This window comes from Leptolyngbya sp. FACHB-8, from assembly GCF_014695575.1.
GTDB lineage: Bacteria > Cyanobacteriota > Cyanobacteriia > Elainellales > Elainellaceae > Vacuolonema.
The window spans coordinates 1-16,548 of the sequence record NZ_JACJOO010000041.1; the positions used below are offsets into that span (position 1 = coordinate 1).

13 protein-coding genes and 32 tRNA genes are annotated in these 16,548 nt (G+C 50.1%); 8 read left to right on the forward strand and 37 right to left on the reverse strand.

The window, feature by feature from the left end; all coding sequences use genetic code 11:
- Positions 1 to 351: 351 nt before the first annotated feature.
- From H6F91_RS08685 to H6F91_RS08850, 34 genes are all read right to left on the reverse strand, one after another.
- Positions 352 to 426, reverse strand: a tRNA-His gene (locus H6F91_RS08685).
- A 5-nt stretch (positions 427 to 431) separates the two neighbouring features.
- Positions 432 to 505: transfer RNA gene (locus H6F91_RS08690), tRNA-Ala, on the reverse strand.
- 5 nt (positions 506 to 510) lie between these two features.
- Positions 511 to 587, reverse strand: a tRNA-Arg gene (locus tag H6F91_RS08695).
- A gap of 6 nt (positions 588 to 593) precedes the next feature.
- Positions 594 to 668 (reverse strand) — tRNA-Val (locus H6F91_RS08700).
- 5 nt (positions 669 to 673) lie between these two features.
- A tRNA-Gly gene (locus H6F91_RS08705) sits at positions 674 to 745 on the reverse strand.
- A 2-nt stretch (positions 746 to 747) separates the two neighbouring features.
- Positions 748 to 822, reverse strand: a tRNA-Gly gene (locus tag H6F91_RS08710).
- Positions 823 to 829: 7 nt separating this feature from the next.
- Positions 830 to 926, reverse strand: a tRNA-Thr gene (locus tag H6F91_RS08715).
- Between the two features lie 3 nt (positions 927 to 929).
- Positions 930 to 1,002 (reverse strand) — tRNA-Thr (locus tag H6F91_RS08720).
- A 3-nt stretch (positions 1,003 to 1,005) separates the two neighbouring features.
- Positions 1,006 to 1,078: transfer RNA gene (locus tag H6F91_RS08725), tRNA-Thr, on the reverse strand.
- 7 nt (positions 1,079 to 1,085) lie between these two features.
- A tRNA-Met gene (locus tag H6F91_RS08730) sits at positions 1,086 to 1,156 on the reverse strand.
- Between the two features lie 2 nt (positions 1,157 to 1,158).
- A tRNA-Leu gene (locus tag H6F91_RS08735) sits at positions 1,159 to 1,233 on the reverse strand.
- Between the two features lie 5 nt (positions 1,234 to 1,238).
- Positions 1,239 to 1,314, reverse strand: a tRNA-Lys gene (locus H6F91_RS08740).
- Between the two features lie 5 nt (positions 1,315 to 1,319).
- A tRNA-Lys gene (locus H6F91_RS08745) sits at positions 1,320 to 1,391 on the reverse strand.
- Between the two features lie 4 nt (positions 1,392 to 1,395).
- Positions 1,396 to 1,470: transfer RNA gene (locus tag H6F91_RS08750), tRNA-Pro, on the reverse strand.
- Between the two features lie 90 nt (positions 1,471 to 1,560).
- Positions 1,561 to 1,637, reverse strand: a tRNA-Leu gene (locus H6F91_RS08755).
- 5 nt (positions 1,638 to 1,642) lie between these two features.
- A tRNA-Leu gene (locus H6F91_RS08760) sits at positions 1,643 to 1,716 on the reverse strand.
- A 62-nt stretch (positions 1,717 to 1,778) separates the two neighbouring features.
- Positions 1,779 to 1,854 (reverse strand) — tRNA-Pro (locus tag H6F91_RS08765).
- Positions 1,855 to 1,859: 5 nt separating this feature from the next.
- A tRNA-Leu gene (locus H6F91_RS08770) sits at positions 1,860 to 1,936 on the reverse strand.
- Between the two features lie 5 nt (positions 1,937 to 1,941).
- Positions 1,942 to 2,018 (reverse strand) — tRNA-Leu (locus H6F91_RS08775).
- A gap of 157 nt (positions 2,019 to 2,175) precedes the next feature.
- Positions 2,176 to 2,247: transfer RNA gene (locus tag H6F91_RS08780), tRNA-Gln, on the reverse strand.
- Position 2,248: 1 nt separating this feature from the next.
- A tRNA-Gln gene (locus tag H6F91_RS08785) sits at positions 2,249 to 2,322 on the reverse strand.
- Positions 2,323 to 2,327: 5 nt separating this feature from the next.
- Positions 2,328 to 2,402: transfer RNA gene (locus H6F91_RS08790), tRNA-Asn, on the reverse strand.
- 255 nt (positions 2,403 to 2,657) lie between these two features.
- Positions 2,658 to 2,735: transfer RNA gene (locus tag H6F91_RS08795), tRNA-Arg, on the reverse strand.
- A gap of 141 nt (positions 2,736 to 2,876) precedes the next feature.
- Positions 2,877 to 2,961, reverse strand: a tRNA-Tyr gene (locus tag H6F91_RS08800).
- Between the two features lie 33 nt (positions 2,962 to 2,994).
- Positions 2,995 to 3,071: transfer RNA gene (locus H6F91_RS08805), tRNA-Glu, on the reverse strand.
- A 100-nt stretch (positions 3,072 to 3,171) separates the two neighbouring features.
- A tRNA-Leu gene (locus H6F91_RS08810) sits at positions 3,172 to 3,244 on the reverse strand.
- Positions 3,245 to 3,268: 24 nt separating this feature from the next.
- A tRNA-Trp gene (locus H6F91_RS08815) sits at positions 3,269 to 3,339 on the reverse strand.
- Between the two features lie 5 nt (positions 3,340 to 3,344).
- Positions 3,345 to 3,416 (reverse strand) — tRNA-Met (locus H6F91_RS08820).
- A gap of 5 nt (positions 3,417 to 3,421) precedes the next feature.
- Positions 3,422 to 3,496 (reverse strand) — tRNA-Cys (locus H6F91_RS08825).
- Between the two features lie 145 nt (positions 3,497 to 3,641).
- A tRNA-Arg gene (locus H6F91_RS08830) sits at positions 3,642 to 3,715 on the reverse strand.
- A gap of 2 nt (positions 3,716 to 3,717) precedes the next feature.
- Positions 3,718 to 3,794, reverse strand: a tRNA-Glu gene (locus H6F91_RS08835).
- A 51-nt stretch (positions 3,795 to 3,845) separates the two neighbouring features.
- Positions 3,846 to 3,921: transfer RNA gene (locus H6F91_RS08840), tRNA-Asp, on the reverse strand.
- Positions 3,922 to 4,102: 181 nt separating this feature from the next.
- Positions 4,103 to 4,489 (reverse strand): alr0857 family protein, encoded by a 387-nt coding sequence (locus H6F91_RS08845; protein WP_190775268.1) that lies wholly within the window; start codon positions 4,487 to 4,489, stop codon positions 4,103 to 4,105.
- Positions 4,490 to 4,519: 30 nt separating this feature from the next.
- Positions 4,520 to 5,053, reverse strand: coding sequence for an HNH endonuclease (locus tag H6F91_RS08850; protein WP_190775269.1), 534 nt, complete (start codon positions 5,051 to 5,053; stop codon positions 4,520 to 4,522).
- A 407-nt stretch (positions 5,054 to 5,460) separates the two neighbouring features.
- Between H6F91_RS08850 and H6F91_RS08855 the strand changes: the two genes are divergently transcribed.
- The 4 genes from H6F91_RS08855 to H6F91_RS08870 all read left to right on the forward strand — a co-directional run bounded on the left by H6F91_RS08855 (position 5,461) and on the right by H6F91_RS08870 (position 8,685).
- Positions 5,461 to 5,889, forward strand: coding sequence for a hypothetical protein (locus H6F91_RS08855; RefSeq protein ID WP_190775267.1), 429 nt, complete (start codon positions 5,461 to 5,463; stop codon positions 5,887 to 5,889).
- A 451-nt stretch (positions 5,890 to 6,340) separates the two neighbouring features.
- Positions 6,341 to 7,045, forward strand: a complete 705-nt coding sequence (locus H6F91_RS08860) for a hypothetical protein (RefSeq protein WP_190775266.1) — start codon at positions 6,341 to 6,343, stop codon at positions 7,043 to 7,045.
- Positions 7,046 to 7,519: 474 nt separating this feature from the next.
- A complete protein-coding gene (locus H6F91_RS08865) occupies positions 7,520 to 8,281 on the forward strand; it encodes a ParA family protein (RefSeq protein ID WP_190775265.1) in 762 nt (253 codons plus the stop codon).
- Positions 8,278 to 8,685: a hypothetical protein gene (locus tag H6F91_RS08870; protein ID WP_190775264.1), complete on the forward strand. Its 408-nt coding sequence runs from the start codon at positions 8,278 to 8,280 to the stop codon at positions 8,683 to 8,685. The genes H6F91_RS08865 and H6F91_RS08870 overlap by 4 nt, the downstream gene beginning before the upstream one ends.
- Before the next feature lie 196 nt (positions 8,686 to 8,881).
- Here H6F91_RS08870 and H6F91_RS08875 read toward each other — a convergent pair whose 3' ends face one another.
- Complete coding sequence (locus tag H6F91_RS08875; RefSeq protein ID WP_190775263.1) at positions 8,882 to 10,498, reverse strand: hypothetical protein; 1,617 nt, start codon at positions 10,496 to 10,498, stop codon at positions 8,882 to 8,884.
- 908 nt (positions 10,499 to 11,406) lie between these two features.
- Here H6F91_RS08875 and H6F91_RS08880 point away from each other — a divergent pair.
- Positions 11,407 to 12,495, forward strand: coding sequence for a hypothetical protein (locus H6F91_RS08880; protein ID WP_190775262.1), 1,089 nt, complete (start codon positions 11,407 to 11,409; stop codon positions 12,493 to 12,495).
- A gap of 54 nt (positions 12,496 to 12,549) precedes the next feature.
- Here H6F91_RS08880 and H6F91_RS08885 read toward each other — a convergent pair whose 3' ends face one another.
- The gene (locus tag H6F91_RS08885) at positions 12,550 to 13,080 is read right to left on the reverse strand and encodes a hypothetical protein (protein ID WP_190775261.1); all 531 of its coding nucleotides are present in this window, start codon (positions 13,078 to 13,080) and stop codon (positions 12,550 to 12,552) included.
- A gap of 103 nt (positions 13,081 to 13,183) precedes the next feature.
- Between H6F91_RS08885 and H6F91_RS08890 the strand changes: the two genes are divergently transcribed.
- From H6F91_RS08890 to H6F91_RS28250, 3 genes are all read left to right on the forward strand, one after another.
- Entirely contained in the window at positions 13,184 to 13,354 is a 171-nt protein-coding gene (locus H6F91_RS08890) for a hypothetical protein (RefSeq protein ID WP_190775260.1), read from the forward strand.
- Positions 13,355 to 13,357: 3 nt separating this feature from the next.
- The gene (locus H6F91_RS08895) at positions 13,358 to 13,648 is read left to right on the forward strand and encodes a hypothetical protein (RefSeq protein ID WP_190775259.1); all 291 of its coding nucleotides are present in this window, start codon (positions 13,358 to 13,360) and stop codon (positions 13,646 to 13,648) included.
- A 593-nt stretch (positions 13,649 to 14,241) separates the two neighbouring features.
- Positions 14,242 to 14,373 (forward strand): hypothetical protein, encoded by a 132-nt coding sequence (locus tag H6F91_RS28250; RefSeq protein WP_277874372.1) that lies wholly within the window; start codon positions 14,242 to 14,244, stop codon positions 14,371 to 14,373.
- Positions 14,374 to 15,623: 1,250 nt separating this feature from the next.
- Here the strand turns inward: H6F91_RS28250 and H6F91_RS08905 are convergent.
- Positions 15,624 to 16,166, reverse strand: coding sequence for a hypothetical protein (locus tag H6F91_RS08905; protein WP_190775257.1), 543 nt, complete (start codon positions 16,164 to 16,166; stop codon positions 15,624 to 15,626).
- Positions 16,167 to 16,548: the final 382 nt, after the last annotated feature.

Below are 16,548 nucleotides of genomic sequence, written 5' to 3' on the forward strand. Positions count from 1 at the left end.
AACTGAGGTGTGAAACAGACCAGCGGCGAAGATACTTTGGGGGTTGCCCCACGGGAAAATAGCTCAGTGCCAGGGTAATACTCAACCAAAAACCTTCCTCAATCTGAGGAAGGCTTTTGGTTGAGTATTGCTTGTGCAATGGTATGGCTCGGCAACCATCCATTCCTGTAGCGCTTTGCGCTTGAATCAGCCACGGTTGTTTTTGTGAGAGACGTGCTCTGCACGTCTCTCACAAAAACAACCAGGTTTACAGCGCTTTTTAAGCGCTGTAAATGATGATAATTGTGCTGCTTTTCTATAGAACCTGAGCGTTGTGATTTGGTCTCACTCGTGGTCTCGGTTTTATAGGAGGGTGCCTAACGGGGCTTGAACCCGTTAATGTCCAGCTTCACGGGCTGGTGTCTCGACCACTTTGACTTTAGGCACCATAGTGGATCCGGTGGGATTTGAACCCACAGCCTCCTGTGTGCAAGACAGGCGCTCTCCCAGTTAGAGCTACGAACCCATGTTTGGCAGGAGTGGTAGGAATCGAACCTACACAAGTCGATTTAGAAGATTGATGCCCTCATCCATTAGGCGACACTCCCACTGATTGGTAGTCCTGGCAGGATTTGAACCTGCAACCCTCTGTTTGTAGGACAGTTGCTCCACCGTTGAGCTACAGGACCACGAGAGCGAATGGCGAGACTCGAACTCGCATCTGGAGATTGGCATACTCCGGTGTTAGCCCTTACACCACACTCGCGTTGGAGCGATTGACGAGACTCGAACTCGTGTCTCCTGGTTGGAAGCCAGGGGTGCTTGCCACTGCACCACAATCGCATTCTGAGGCTGGTGACAGGAATTGAACCTGCGCGCGCGCAGCGAAGCTGATCCGTACCGGATCGCATACAAGGCGATTGCTCTACCGGCTGAGCTACACCAGCACAAGCAGATGGCGAGGCTTGAACTCGCGTCCAGGACATACCAAATCCTGATGCTGACCGACTACACCACATCTGCATTTGGAGCAGGCGGCAGGATTTGAACCTGCATGAAGGCTGTACGAGAGCCTTATGTTTCTTTACATCACACCTGCATTTGGTCGCGGGGGTGAGAGTTGCACTCACCGATTGCAGCTTATGAGACTGCCGAGCCGCTCTTGCTCTATCCCCGCTATGCCCCCAGCGAGATTCGAACTCGCAAAGATTCTGGGTTTAAGCCAGACACGTCTGCCAATTGCGTCACAGGGGCATCTTTGGTGGGCTGTGTAGGCTTTGAACCTACGCACTTCCGCTTAAGAGGCGGCTGCTCTACCAACTGAGCTAACAGCCCAAGGGTGGGTCGCTCAGGGGTTGAACCTGAATCGTTCCGCTTAAAAGGCGGCTGCATATCCGCTCTGCCAACGACCCAAGGTGGTCTGAGTGGTAGGGATTGAACCTACGACCTCCAGTTCCCCGAACTGGCGTGCTCCCACTGCACCACACCCAGATAGTTTTGGTACACCGAGCAAGACTCAAACTTGCTAATTACCCACTTATCGGGTGGGTGCGTCGATCACTTCCGCCTTCGGTGCTTGATTGGTACTCCTGATGGGAGTCGAACCCACAAAAAACTAGATCCTCGGTCTAGTGCGTTTTCCGTTTCGCCACAGGAGCATCAGTACCCTTGGTGGGATTTGAACCCACAAAAACCGCGTTCTGACCACGGCATGTCTGCCAGTTGCATCACAAGGGCAATGGTTTTTGATTTTGAGACGTGAAAGTGCAATTCTCATGTCCCAAAAAAGTATGGGCAAATGGTCGGGATGGTAGGATTTGAACCCACGACTCCTTGGCCCCAAACCAAGGCTTCTGACCGCTGAATTACATCCCGATAGTTGGTACTGCTGGTGGGATTTGAACCCACAACCTCCGGTTTCTAAGGCCGGCACCTCTTCCAGTTGGGCTACAGCAGCGCAATTGGTACTCCTGGTGGGAGTTGAACCCACACGAGACTGTTTTTGAGACAGCCGCCTCTTCCGATTGGGCTACAGGAGTGAGAAATGGGAAGTCCACAGGGGATTTAACCCAGGCGACTGTTTAGGAGATTTCCAGTAATGAAATTACCCCCAGAATGTTGGTGCTTTGCCCGCTTCGCGGGCAAAGCACCAACATTCTGGGTAAATTCTTATGCAGAAACCTCCTTACCTCCCAACTGCCCCGCCAGGGTTTGAACCTAGAACTTCGCTTTCAAAGAGCGGGATGTTGCCAGTTACACCACAGGGCATTGGATGCCAGAGCAGGGGTTGAACCTGCATTTCAGTGTTCAGAGCACTGCGACCTGCCGTTAGTCGATCTGGCATTAAATGGCTGCCCCAGTAGGATTTGAACCTACAACCTTGCGGTTAACAGCCGCTCGCTCCGCCATTGAGCTATGGGGCAAAGGCTGCTGGATAGCTGAGTGTCGCGTAGCTATCCAACGAATGGGAAGTGACAGGATCGAACTGCCTTCTCGCCGTCTTCAGCGGCATGTGAGCACCAGCTTCACCAACTTCCCATTTTGTTTTTGGAGCTTGATGGAGCAGGCAATGCCCACCCCAAAAAGAAGGCGGAGAGCAGAGGAATCGAACCCCTAGCCCAAGGACTACCCTGGTTTTCAAGGCCAGTTGCCGACCATTCAGCGGTGCCCTCCACAATTGGCGAGGACGGAGGGACTTGAACCCCCACTCTTCAGGTTCGTAATCTGAGATGTTCATCCAGTTACACCACGTCCTCAAAAGTTGTTCATCTGAATGAAGTAGTTTTGTGACTTCATTCAATAAATGACAGGCGGAGAGCAGTGGACTCGAACCACAATTGTTCATCCATCTGTTTAGCAAACAGCGCCGATCGCCCGATCGATTTACTCTCCATGATTGGTAGGTCGGGCAGGAGTCGCACCTGCAAGGCACAAAGCGGCTGTTTTACAGACAGTTGCCCGCGCTGATAGGCGAGCCGACCTATACTTGATTGCTGCTCTACAATGAGCAAGATTTGGCAGTGCAGACGGGACTCGAACCCGTTAATTACACGCTTGAAAGACGTGCCGCTCGACCACTTCGCTTCTGCACCACGAAGATTGAATATTACTAACTGGAATGCTGAAGTTGATGCTCAATGACATTCTTTTAGTCAGTAACAGTGAATGCCGTGCAAGTTAAAAAAGCTGTTGTTTCACACACAGGAGTCGAACCTGTAGTTGACTGTTTTTGAGACAGTTGCCTTACCATTAGGCGAGTATGTAAGCTTTTTCGATTAGGGCACGACAACGCACAGACGAGGATTTGAACCTCGAACAACGGTTTTGGAGACCGTGATGTTGCCGTTACACCATCTGTGCATAGGTTGCAGCGGTGGGAGTCGAACCCACATATCCTCGGTTATGAGCCGAGTACCTTACCGTTAGGTGACACTGCAGTGCTTGGACTCCAGGGAGAGAATCGAACTCTCGCTCATTGGTTTTGCAGACCAACGCCTTCCCACTTGGCGACCTGGAGATTAACTTACTGTGCAAGTTGAAGAAGCTGTTTTTGTTGAACTACCTCGCCAGGGTTGGTGGCGAGGACTGGAATTGCACCAGCAACTATCGGTTTCAATCGATCGTTCTACTGTATGTAGGCTTCTTGCATTAGGGCACAGCAACGAGGATGACAGGAGTTGAACCTGTGACCACTTGCCTCGGAAGCAAGCGCTCTGTCCATCTGAGCTACATCCTCATTGGAAGCATCGACGGGGATTGCACCCGCTTCTCCATGCTTGAGAGGCACGGCGACTTATCTACTCGTCCACGATGCTACAAACATCCTTTCTGTTGGATGCAAATCATCTAACAAAGAGGAGATAAGGCGGGGATGATGGGATTTGAACCCACGGTCTTTCGCTCGACAGGCGACTGCTTTGAGCCGGGCTAAGCTACATCCCCAAAGGTGGCGATTCAGTTTTCAAGGTTCGGAAGGGTTACTACAGAGCCTTTGTGAGTGGTTGTAGTGCTGATGCTACAATTATACTACAAACTGTCAAGCCCGTACTACAACTTTTTTGAAACGGGAGAGAGGAATCCTAGAAAAAGGCTTCTATTGCTCTCTCCCGTTGGGTTTTGCCCATTACGCCAGGGAGGAAATATGCACCTGGCTCATCTGCCACAGCTTGTAAATTAGGAATTCGGTGCGATCGCCCATTAGCACCAAGAACATCCCCTCATGAGATTCCTTGCTTTCGGCAATCCAGCTTCCGGTCAAGCTGATTTCCACAAACTCGTCATCTACGGGAGTCACAGTGGCAACGGCATTGCTTTCGCCTTGCAAGGCTATCTCTAACTGCTCCAGTTCAGGGAGGTTGGCAGGCAGTAGGAAGGAGGCCCGTCCAGGTTGGACACAAAGGGCTCCAGATAGCCGCATAGCTAGCATCACCCGTTGGGCAATAAGCATCTCCAGGGATGCCATCACCCGTTCCATATACAGTCCAACTTCGGTGTAATTCAGCTTTAACATTGGCCTTACCTCTGCCCTCCTTTAGGGCTGTCAGTTGTTGCTAGACTGCTGTTCCTTCCAGAACTGATCGGCAAAGGCGATCGCTGGATGCATCGGTGCTTTCGGTTTTGTTCGCAAAACCATTGAGGTTTCATGCAGGAGGCGATCGCCTTTGCGAGAATTGCATTTCTCGCAGGCGGTCACGACGTTATCCCAGGTATGAGCCCCGCCCTTTGAGCGGGGAATGACGTGATCTAACGTCAGGTGCTTGGTGCTGCCGCAGTACTGACAGGTGTGGTTGTCACGACGGAAAACCTCTCGACGACTGACAGGGGGGACTTTCCAGTGCCGCTCCGGATTGCCACTCGTCAGGCGGATGTGCTCTGGAACTTGTAGTACGAGACTTGGAGAGCGGACCTCCCACTGCTGGGTGCTGCTGAAATCAAGCGATTCTGCCTGCCCTGTAACGAGTAGGACGACGGCCCGTTTGATGTTGATCTGGGCCAAGGGTAGGTAGTTCTTTGAAAACACTACTACCTGGTTTTGAAGTACTGGTAATTGCCTGCTCTGGTGTTGAGCCTGCAGTTGTTGCGCTTGCATAAGGCCACTCCTCAAAAAACAACCCCCGCCTCTGGTGACCAGCAGCGGGGGTTGGGAAGGTTAATACTCTTTTCCCTATATGGGTGACAGGTTGACCCTGCACCTCCCGCTTTGGCTACATTGATCCGGATTCAGTCCTCCGGAAATTGCGACGTTAATGTCCTTACGAGCTGATTTGCTACCCTCAAACCGATAAGCACCCTCAAGCGTAAACAGCACCACTGCATTACCCAAACCCCAATGGGGTCGGCACTGCATGGCGCTGTCTAAGGTGGCGGGAAGGGTACGTATCATGGAAGGCTGTAGTATTTGTGTTACAAATCTGAATGTCTACATACTACACTTGTAGTATTAGGTTGTCCACCCTTTCGTAGAAATTTAGGTCTTCAGTCATGGATACACGCAAACGAGGTACCACTCCGGATATGCAAGTTACGAGTATCCGTTTAGAACCTGAACTCAAAGAACGACTGCGGGAGATATCGGGCGAGCGAGGGTATCAATTTCTCATTCGAGAGGTGCTCTGGCAATTTGTGGAGCACCCAGCATCGTTTGATCGAATACAGTCAACGTCTGATCAAACCTGGCAATTTCTTTCTCCTATAGATGATGCTCTGGAAAACTTAGAACAGTCGCCTATCCCACCGCAGTCTTCGCGATTGTCCAAAAATAATATTCGAGCCATATTTAGGGCGATCGCGCAACGAGAAGAATGTTGTGCAATCACAGGCCAACTGATTCGTCCACAACAGACCATGTGGTTGGGGCTAACAGTCAGTGGCAGCCTTATATCTCTAAGCAATGACAGTCTTACTGATTAGACAGCATAAATTTAGACAGTCATAAACCAGACTTAAATGGCCACTTGAACTGAGGCTGCTATAAGCCAAGCGCCAATCCGGCTATGGCTTTGATGTATCTGGCTTAGACCTTCTCAGAAACAGTGCTACTCAACGAATACATTCATGTAGACAGTAACCTTAAAAATCTCCTTAACTTTCCCTAATTTTTAGCCATCGCCGCCGTTTGAGATTCCGCTTACAGTGAAAGAGTGATGAGAAAGGGCTAAGACAAAACACAGCAAACCCTCTCATCACAAGGCTTCCAAAGACGCTCAATAGGCTCACAAGGCCCCTATTTCCAGCGACTCCGACTTGCATCTGCAACTGGAGTTGAGCCTGGCTGAGTTGTCCTACGGATTCGCACGCTGTTCGACGGTTTATTCCTATTCAATCATCAACTTCTCTCAATTCACAAAGGAACCCCCCAACCATGGCAAACATTACTGGTAATTCTGGCAACAACACCATCGATGGAACCGATCAAAATGACAAAATTCTGGGCGGTGCAGGCCACGACGTCATCGACGGTGGATCAGGAGATGACTTATTAAAAGGGCAGAAAGGTAATGATTTTGTGTTTGGTGGGGCAGGTGACGACACCATCCTGGGAGATGACCATAACTACAAAAGCAGTGATGGGCACGATATTTTGTGGGGCGGTAGTGGTGATGATGTCATCTCCGGTGGTGGCGGTGACGATATGATTCGGGGTTCGCGCTCCTACTACGACGCCTATGAACGGGAATACGATGTGCTGACGGGCGGGAAGGGCAACGATATGTTTATGATGACCGATGAATTCGGCAACCAGGCATATTTGGGGGATGACCTCTTAAATACTCAGAACTCTGCTGGGTTTGCCCTAATTACGGATTTCCAGGCCTCAATGGATAGCCCTAAGGACACAATTCAACTGGATGGGTTTGCCGCGCACTATCGGCTCATTCCTGTGTTTTGGGGACAACAGTTTGGCAAAGCTAACACCTCGAGCGTCACAGACGTAGCTCTGGTATCGATTGGTGTTAATCAGGATCAGCAGGACGTCGTAGCTGTGCTACAGGATGTTTCCACTCAGTTCCTTGCCAACCCTACAGGTTATCTGAATAACAACAACGTCTTCCAATTCCTCGGGTAGGTAGCTATCCAGCTCGTTCTAACTCCTTGCTCCATCGCCGTCCTTCTGGACGGCTTTTCTGCATTGATAACAAATGCCAGAACCCGCAGCAGTAAACGAAGCACCCATAATTGAGTAGAGTTTTGCCCAGGTTTTAGATAGAGATAATAATACTTATCTCTATCACACCATTCTTACACTATTTTACTGAGTGGAATGCTAAAGCCTTTTTCATATAGGCATCTACTGAGATTTAGATATCCAGGGATTCAGGTATCTGTCTGGAATCTTTAGATGTCCAGGTCTCCTGGTACCTGCACATTGTGATGAAGAATTCGGGCAACCCAATACTTGAAAGGATATGCTCTGAGGACTTTAAGGAATACCGAATTTTGGACAAATCGATAAATCTAGACATCTAGGTATCTAGACTTGTTGAATTAAAGAGTTCAGAAGTATAGGCTTGGGCATCACTCTCTGTCGAATCTTGATACTATGCGAACCTGTTCCTGCATTTCCTTATCAGGCGGGCAAGGCAAAACCACCACGATCTTCTTCACAGCCCTTTTGCTGGCTCAACAGGGTGAGCGAGTATTAGTCATCGACTCCGACCCTCAAGCCAATCTGACTTTCTACCTCAATCACGAAGTTCAGCCCAACCAACCCAGCCTGTTTGAGGTACTGACAGGTCAAATCGCCACCGAAGACGGCATCTACGAAACGAGCTATGAAAATCTTTTTCTCATTCCGGCTGATCGTGGCCTCTTCAAAGTATCCGATTACCTGAGTAGCAGCGGCACGGGGGCCTTCATCTTGAAGCTGCGGCTGAAAGCGGTGGCCGACCTTTTCGACTACGTCCTCATCGACGTGCAACCATCTCGCTCTCAGCTCTGCCTGACGGCAGTAGGGGCATCTGAGTACGTGGTCATTCCTGTCGAGGCTAACGTTAAAGGCATGAACAGCCTGATCGACACCATCGACTTCCTCAATGAGCAAAGTAGCCTGATGGCTTTCACAGGGCAAATTTTGGGCATCGTCCCCTTCCGCGATCGCTGGGTGGGCAACACCCAAACGCTGGAAGGACGGCAAAACATCGAAGCAATGCGGGAGTTTGCCGGAGACATCCCCATCCTGGCCTCCATCCGGGAATCTGAGAAATTCAAGAGCGCCGTTCGTCAGGGCAAATCTCTGGCTGACCTGGGCCAGAAAGACCTGCAATACCCCTTTGAACAAATCGTGGAGAAACTACAGCCATGAGCGACGCCCTTGAACGCCTGAAGAAACGCCAACGCCCCACTGTCCCTCCCCGCGATGCATCTCTCATCACCAATGCTCCTCATCCGCCTCAAATAAATACCTCGACATCGGTAAAACCTCAAACCCCAACCTCAAGCAAGCTAGAACCTGGGGTAGGGCTACAGACGAAGCAGAGTACGTTGCGCCTGGAACAAGGGGTGAGCGATCGCCTGCAAGCCGTAGCTCGTAGCGAAGGGCTATGCCGCGAAGTGCTGATTGAGGCCATGTTTGAATACTGCGAAGCACATCCTGAGGCCATGCAGTCGGTTATAGAAGAATCCAAGACTAAGAACGACCACCGCCAGCAGATCGCCAACCTCAAACGTGCCAAATCGATGATGCAGCGCTTCGGCAACGCCGGGTAGCTCCTGCATTGTAGAATCTCTATTCTTTTGCTCCGCAATGCTCAGAAGTCATCCCTTTTCTTGAGGGACGATCATTCCGCCATATTCTGACGCGTTGCGCTTCTACGACCACGAGATCCCAGTCACTCGGATTTACTCCCTGGGTTGAGGGAGCGATTGAACGTTGTGATTAGAGCAGGAAACGACTGAATCCCTATTACGGAATCCCATTAATTTGGATCCAGGCGAGCGCCTCTGCTATCAAAATCGGGTCACCCGACTCCAAATACCGTCGCATTCGATCCCGGTGTTGCTGTTGTTGCCCCTCCAGGCGGATACGTTTATGGTTCTCGATGGCCTCTTGCGTTGCTGTTTCCTGCACCATCTCGATGATGGTCATTGGCGGGTCGCTGGTATTACACCCAGGGGCTAGCTCGTCTGGTGGGCGATCGCCGAAATCCTTCTCCTGCAGGGTATTACAGCCATCAGTTTGCAATAAGTTTCTCGCGGTCCGGGCGTAATCCTCTAAAGATTGCGCCCATCCGCTATCTAACTGGGGGGGAAGGGGGGGGTTTTCCACAGCTTCCGTTACCGCCTCTTGTAGATGGGCGGGGTGCCACAGGTCGCGATGGCGATAGAGGGTGCTGCCGCTGATCTTGTGTTGAACGAGAGCTTTAAATCGCTCAGTCGTACCAACCGGAAGGGTTTTACTGGCGAGCAGTTGGGCGATCGCCTGCCGAATCTTCTCCCGAGCTGTCTGGGCCTGCTGCTCGTTCCACGATAGTTTCTTCTCCTGGGGTTCGGAGGTCGGCTGTAGAGTGCTAACCGTGCTGCTCTTCAGGCCGTAGTGGAAGTATCGGCTAGTTTCGACACACCGGGCCCATTCCTCGGCCCGTTTGTGGATCTCGTGCTGGTGTCGGCACCAATCCTGATAGCCCGGCAGAGCGGTTGCAACCTTGACAATTTGCTGCACCAGGTCGCTGCCTTCTAGCGGCGCTCCTCCTGCCAGGATGTGGCCGAAGATGTATTCACGCATGGCAATACGTCCCAACAGATGGTTGGTTTGGCCATGGCCTGTCCAACCTTGCTCGATCTCGGCGTGGAGGTCGTTGAGGAACTTAGCTGCGTTGGTAGAAACTCTGTATTGCCGCCGCCGATAGATTTTCAAGACCCGCTTGATGTTCGTCTCTGTGACCTCGTTCTGCTGGGCGCAGAACTGCCACTGTCGCACGAATTCCCCTTGGGGGCTGTAGATGGGTTCCCATCCTTCTGTGAGCAGATACGAGCCTATTTGTAGGGGTAGACGGTGGGCTGCATAGAGCTGAGGTTTGCCCTTAGGGATGTAGGGTTTTGGGTCGGGGAAGATTTCGAGTTGCCCCGCTGCAATCTTGAATCCGGCATGTTCGACCAGCGCGGCGATCGCCAACGCCAGGGAGCCAGATTTCTGCGCCCGAGCCAAAGGCAAGTAGATATGAATACCCCCGCTGTAGGAACTGAAGAGTTTCAGGCTATGAGTGATTCCTAAAGGTTCCAGGACCTCTAGAATGCGGCGGATTGCGAAGGGATCACGCTTTGGGTGGTACGGGCTGCCGGTGTCGATGTCTAGCAGGGCATAGCTGGTTTCTTTGCCAAATCGGACACCGTAGAGGAACGAGCCCTGTTCGATCAGGCGATCGCTCAGGGGATGGCGGCTTTCAGTTTGCCACTCGACGGCGTGCCCCGGTTGGGGTTGGGGTGCCCAGATGTAATCAAGGCGGTGGGGAAAAAGGGCGAGGAAGGGGTTTTGGCCTTCCCGAACATACTGGAAAGGAGCTGGTTTCTGTGAGGGAAGCATAAGGGTTCCAAAGCTGTAGCGTTTGCTCAGACGGGATTTTTTACCTTGTGCTGTCCAAATCCTGGCGATCTCTGTACCCAACAGGTCGGTAAGTTCTGTTACAAAAACTCGGCAAACAAAACTTTTCCTACACAAAGTTGTGCAAGATTGTGCCAGGCATTGCTATGATGCTCTACAAAGCTCCGTGAAAGGTAGTTACATACTTTTCCTGGAAACTTGTTGGTTGGGAAACTGGGGTTTTGGGTTTTAAGTTGAACCCAGTTTCGTAGAGCATCTGAGCGCTTGGGCAGCATAAATTCCTTAAGTGTTCAGACATCCTCCTTGGCTTACAAAGCCAATTTATAGTTGTTAAACTCCCTGTCTGTGTCTCCGCACAACAGGGAGTTTTAATCTATTTAACACTTAAACACTCCTCATGGAGCATTTAAAAAATCGTCATTGTGAGGCGATCCGCCGGTGTTGCAGGGCAAAAATACGCCGGAGTGATAGACGAAACTATACGCCGGAGTGATAGACAAAAGTGGGTCGTTATACGCCGGAGTGATAGACAAAACTATACGCCGGAGTGATAGAGAAATTTTAGAAACCCTTGATTTGTAAAGCTTTTAAAAAAGTGACTTGCAAAAACTATACGCCGGAGTGATAGACGAAACTATACGCCGGAGTGATAGACAAAAGTGGGCCGTTATACGCCGGAGTGATAGACGAAACTATACGCCGGAGTGATAGACAAAAGGCTCAAAAATGTACGCCGGAGTGATAGAACTCTGTCCAGAGTGTTAAGAAAAATTAAGGCTGGAGCTTGGATCCAGGGCAATGAAGGTTATCTAAAATTTGTGGGCCCACGATACTCTCTCAACACACCCTGAATCATTGAGTAAAATTTCCCCTAACCCTATGGTTTATGTATGAGTCGGAGTGACAAGAACCTATCCTTTCCGGTTGATGGTCAGTTACTCATGGTTCTTCCTAGAGCCTCCGCTTCCGCTAAAAATCCTGATGTACAGCTTCCGGTTTTGCGTTCCGACCGTGATGGATACTATCTGGAAATGCGGGTTGAGGCGGATTCCAATGGCTCTGGTGAGGTATCGGTGACCCGGCGGGTTTCCCTCGAAGACCTGACTGCCGAAGAATGGGAGGAACTCAAGCACCAATACGACAGCCTGAACTTCGATGCGCTGGTGGCTCAGGGCGTTGGCAAAGGGCTGGAGAAGATCCAAGACCGAAAAATCCAGCGGCTGTTCGTGGCCCTCATGACGTTTCTCAATCCACGTCAGGTGGCGATCGTGCTGTACCTCTACAAGCTGGCAGCGGAGCAGGATGACGGCCCTGTAGTAACCTTCCGTTCTAATGATTTGTTAGAAAGCCTGGGGTACTCCAAAACCAGGGGTGGCAGCTTTCATGCCAGAGTCAGGTCCCAGCTCAACCAGGATCTGGTGGCTCTACACCGCGTTGAGTTGATGATGGCAAAGTCATTGCGGGATGGGAACAAGATTGGGGCAGAGGTTCTGATCAAAAGCATCCTCCGGATCAGGAGCTATAAGATGGACAACCTCTCCCGGGACTTTGATCTGGGGAAGGCGGCGGACTATACCTATGAACTGGCAGACTCCTACACTATCTCCCTGGAGTTCTTTGAGGGGACAGGGCGCACCGGGGATTATGTCCTATTTGCCAGCGACATTGACATCACGCAAAAACACGGCAGCAATGCCAAAAACGACTATAAGACGAAGTTACTGGTCTACCTGGCCAGTCGCTTAAAGTGGGACTCGCCACAGGATCGGCAGTACCTGGTAGTTTCGAAGCAATATCTATTTAAGAACCTGGATTTGCTGGGGAGCAACAAGTCTCGCAACAACCAAATCTTCTGGCGTACCGTTGAAGAGTTGCAGCAGGAGGGTTACATCTTGGGGGCACAGGAGTTGACGGAAAAGCGGAAGACGAGTGTGCAGTTTCAAATTAACCCTGAGAAGCTTACGTTGGGAGCGAGGTAAAGACTGTAAGCAGTTGCGCAGCAGATGCTAGATGTTGCACTCATCTTGAGCAGCTCAGATCGGCCGTAGCCGCACGAAACGCCATAGCAGAGGCAAGCCTTCGGATTGTAAGTAACACCGGCGTTTGCCATTGATACATAGTTCCAATCCAGAGAATCCATATTCCCCTAGTTCACTCAACCAGTACCAGATCTGCCCCAATTCAAGATACTCCTCAAAGGTTGCAGTGCTTATGCTTAACAGATCATCTTCAGTCAAGTCATTCTTGGAACTGATCGTGAACTGTGCAAACTTCTCTCGAATAACTTCGGGTAATGATTGCATTAAGGCTGTAATGCGAGCGTCTGACATCGTGAGCTTTTCCAGGAATAGTGTGATAGATGGCAATAGGATATGCACAAAACTGCTACTGCCAATCGGCTCTGCTAACGGCGATCGCACCAGTAGCCCGTTATAGAGAGCTTTCACTAGTTCACCATCCATGAGGATCTGGAAAAACAGTACGTTTTGAAAAGTCTCAAGGGTGACCACGAGTAAGCCTGGAAGGGGGCGATCGCCTCCCAAGAGGGCATCACAACAGCCCATCAAACCCTGGGCCAGGCTGTGCCAATTTCACAGATATTTCATAGGCTCTCTATAGGGTTTTAGCCAGGGATCCGAGAAGCGATAGGCAGGGGAGGCGATCGCCATGACTGAACATGTGAAAGGGTTGGTTGTGGGGGCGCTCTTTTTCCTGGCTACCGCTGCGTTTGTCCATGAAGGTGTAGAAGATAGACAGCTCTCGGAAAAAGCCGTTTTGACAGGATTGGCTGGTCTCGGTGGATTCGGGGCAGGCTATGCCTTTGGCCGAAGCTTGTAGAAGATGGTTTATGTTTCAAGCTTGCGAATGGGGTATGGCTTGCCTTTAGAACACGCTTTAGTTGTACTGGAACTCTATCTGGAACTGAGCCGTGTAGGAGCGATCGCCTCATCGTTTATGAACGAAGGCGTAGAAGTAGTAATCACAGTTTCTCCACAGCAAAGGTTTTATCAACTTTGGCTTGACTTACGCCATCTTTCTGCAAGTAGCGTTAACCCTCCTGTCGCGACGGTCTCCAGTCCTTCGATGCTTTATTCTCCTGAGTGGGCTCTCAATGTTAAACGAGCGTCTTAATTGCCCGGGTCTCTAGGGGAATTTCCAATGGGTTTGAACCTGCTTTAAAGGGAACAAACGCACAAACGCAGCCTTATATATAGCGGAAGGCTACAGCAACGGCAGCACATAGAGCTTGCAACTTCTCGCTCTTATCCTCCTCTCTCATCAAATCAAAACACAGCAGAGATATTGGAAATTGGGTGATGGATGAGGGAAATCAGTAGGGAAATAGACAACCTCTGGGGATGAATTAGAGCGTCGGGGAATTCTAGGAAGACCCATGTCATCTGGCAGAACCAACGGATCTCCAGTACTCCTCCCTAGACAGAACCATGAGAAACATCCGCGAAATTGGACTTGCAGTGCTCTGTGGAGCCGTGACAACTCTTGCCCTTTTCCCTGCCCCAGCCAACGCTTGGGGTCCAGTGTATGAATTTGGGGACTGCACTATTGATACAGGCACTCAGAGGGAAACGTTTGAGTGCTACGTGAGCACGAGAGGAGAAACAGACTCATTCTCCATGGAGATTATTCGTTCTGTTAGCGGAAATCCCAGCAGAGATTCATTAGTCGGCACCTACTACGCACCTAATTCTGCTGGTTCGGATCACATGACATTTGAGTGGAGTGATGGAGCAGAAGAACGTGTGCAAGCCTCAGACTTCAATAACCCTGAAGATTGGGCGTTCTGGATACAAGGGGGCTGTGGTATTGGCTTTCAGCGATTAACATTAGATATGTAGAGGCTGATTACTCCCAGAATGAGGAGATTAAAACTCTGGAAAGCCTGGTATTCGAGGTTTAGGGTTTCCTCTGTTTGAAGGTGAGGGTGCCGAGCACCCCCACCTTCAAACAGAGGTTGATTTCCGCGGCTTAGTACCAAGCAGTCAGAATTAAGGTTTGGAGTAGCTTTGCATCTTGCTTCGAGTTGCAAGGTAAGTGTGCTACGTACGTCCTTGTGTTCTAGAGGGGCGATCGCTGCTCTAGAACCGTATTCGACCTAGTGCATGGGCAACCATCCCACATAAAGAAGCCCACCGCTAACGCCTTCTTGGCACGGTGGGCAGAGGTGCAAATGTGTCACTGAATGGCTTTAGTTTCCCCACCTACTAGCAACAATCCTTCAGCAGGATTACTAGCCGTGCAGCAAGCAGCGCGATGTTACTAGGGGCGCTAAAGATCATGTATTCAATCACCTGTAATTGTTGTTGTGGAAGTGGTGGCAAATCCGCCATTCCTACAGCAACAATTACAGATTGTTTTATACGTGTTTATCAAGAAAATTTCTCGGCTGTTTTCTAGACAGGTGGTGTGGGTGGAGTAGGAATCCTATGTGCCCTTTTTCCATGCTTAGGATCACAAATAAAACAACCTGTAATTCTTTTTGTGAGAGGGGCGGCAAAGCCGCCCCTCTCACAAAAAGAATTACAGGTTATTCAATACACGATCCTTATTCATAGGTCTGGAACATAACCCTTTTCTGGAACGAGGAGCAATAAATTTGTATTTTAATAGGTTGCACTTTATACCTGGCGACTAGTAGAGGGTCGCAATTCAATCCATTCACGGTTTTACCGAAAAGCGAGATTGCAGTGATTTCTTCATGGCATAACCCACTTCCATCGGAGGGGGATAAGTCTCATCAGGTCGTTGTCTGTTGTTATAAGGACAAATGGGTTCCAATCCTGGTGTACCCGCTTAAGGATGCAATTGCATTGCGTCAAAAAGCACAGTCTTTTGGCAAAGATCTCTTTATTTGCCCAGTCAATGGCTTTTCCAGTAAGGAACTGGAGCGGCTGTGAAACAGGACTTAGCAGAAATAATGGCGATCGCTTGAGTGCAGCTTAAGAATTGAGTGTTGCTAAATAGAGCTATGAAATGGAGTGTGGAACTACAGTTCCACACTCCATTTCATAGCTCTATTTAGCAACGGGAAGAATTGATTTAAGTGACGGCCTGAAGACAGCCCTCAAGCCGTCACTTGGCTCAGTTATTACACAGACTGATAGACCTGCAGAAGCACATCAGCGATGTATCCATATCCCAGGACGAACTGGCTGCACTTGTGCTGGGCAGGGCCAACCTCCGCAGTGGCAGAAACCACATACAGACCGGGATCCATCTCCCACTTCTGAGCAGTACCAGGAAGTGCCAGGGTGTATTCGTACTCATCCTTCTTGGTATAGATGGTGATTGGCTGATCCACTTCGTCAGCAATGTTGCCCTGACCTTCAAAGTGAAAGTTCATCGTAATCTTGGTTTCCAGGCACATCAGCAGAGCAGACAAGGGTGACTTGTTGAAGGTAATTTTTGCGCTTGCAACAATCCCTTCGTCCTCTGCCACGATGTAAGGAGACTGGGCAGGAGCCACGAAGTCAGGAAGCATAGGCTCTCCAGTAGTTCCATTGACTTTTAGGTCAGACAGCGTGAAGAACACAGGTCCCAAGATGTTACGGGAATAGGTTTCTGTTGCCGTAACCTGGTCGCGCTGCGCTCTTGCTGCTGCTAGAGCGGGGGAGATGGTTGTATCAGCCATGGTTATGTCCTCTTAGGTGATATTGAGTGAGTCCGTTGTCAGCAGAATTAACAGCATCCGTTGGGCTTGTATTGAATGCGCTGCTTGGCAACTGGACTAACTATGGCATCCCAATTTCTCCCAAGCAGTCCTCACTATGGGTACTATTTATTCGTCCGAGTAATTTCACGGCGAGGAAACGTGGAAGCTCACCAATGTCCATCCTCAAAAGGGCACCCCTCGTAAGCTCGGTTCTGGCCGTTAAACCTTCCATCTACGATTTTGGGATTACCTAAAGCTGGGAGATTGGTTAAAAAGCTTGATATGAGGGATTTAGGAGATATTGGAGCAGGAATTTTCGAATTTTTTGAGAAAAGGGGTTTACAAAGTTGCATGGAACTTG

Coding starts and splice junctions, on each gene's coding strand:
- H6F91_RS08845 (WP_190775268.1), bottom strand. CDS start 4,489: ATGTTAAAGCTGAATTACACCGAAGTTGGACTGTATATGGAACGGGTG.
- H6F91_RS08855 (WP_190775267.1), top strand. CDS start 5,461: ATGGATACACGCAAACGAGGTACCACTCCGGATATGCAAGTTACGAGT.
- H6F91_RS08860 (WP_190775266.1), top strand. CDS start 6,341: ATGGCAAACATTACTGGTAATTCTGGCAACAACACCATCGATGGAACC.
- H6F91_RS08865 (WP_190775265.1), top strand. CDS start 7,520: ATGCGAACCTGTTCCTGCATTTCCTTATCAGGCGGGCAAGGCAAAACC.
- H6F91_RS08870 (WP_190775264.1), top strand. CDS start 8,278: ATGAGCGACGCCCTTGAACGCCTGAAGAAACGCCAACGCCCCACTGTC.
- H6F91_RS08875 (WP_190775263.1), bottom strand. CDS start 10,498: ATGCTTCCCTCACAGAAACCAGCTCCTTTCCAGTATGTTCGGGAAGGC.
- H6F91_RS08880 (WP_190775262.1), top strand. CDS start 11,407: ATGAGTCGGAGTGACAAGAACCTATCCTTTCCGGTTGATGGTCAGTTA.
- H6F91_RS08885 (WP_190775261.1), bottom strand. CDS start 13,080: ATGGGCTGTTGTGATGCCCTCTTGGGAGGCGATCGCCCCCTTCCAGGC.
- H6F91_RS08890 (WP_190775260.1), top strand. CDS start 13,184: ATGACTGAACATGTGAAAGGGTTGGTTGTGGGGGCGCTCTTTTTCCTG.
- H6F91_RS08895 (WP_190775259.1), top strand. CDS start 13,358: ATGGTTTATGTTTCAAGCTTGCGAATGGGGTATGGCTTGCCTTTAGAA.
- H6F91_RS28250 (WP_277874372.1), top strand. CDS start 14,242: ATGACATTTGAGTGGAGTGATGGAGCAGAAGAACGTGTGCAAGCCTCA.
- H6F91_RS08905 (WP_190775257.1), bottom strand. CDS start 16,166: ATGGCTGATACAACCATCTCCCCCGCTCTAGCAGCAGCAAGAGCGCAG.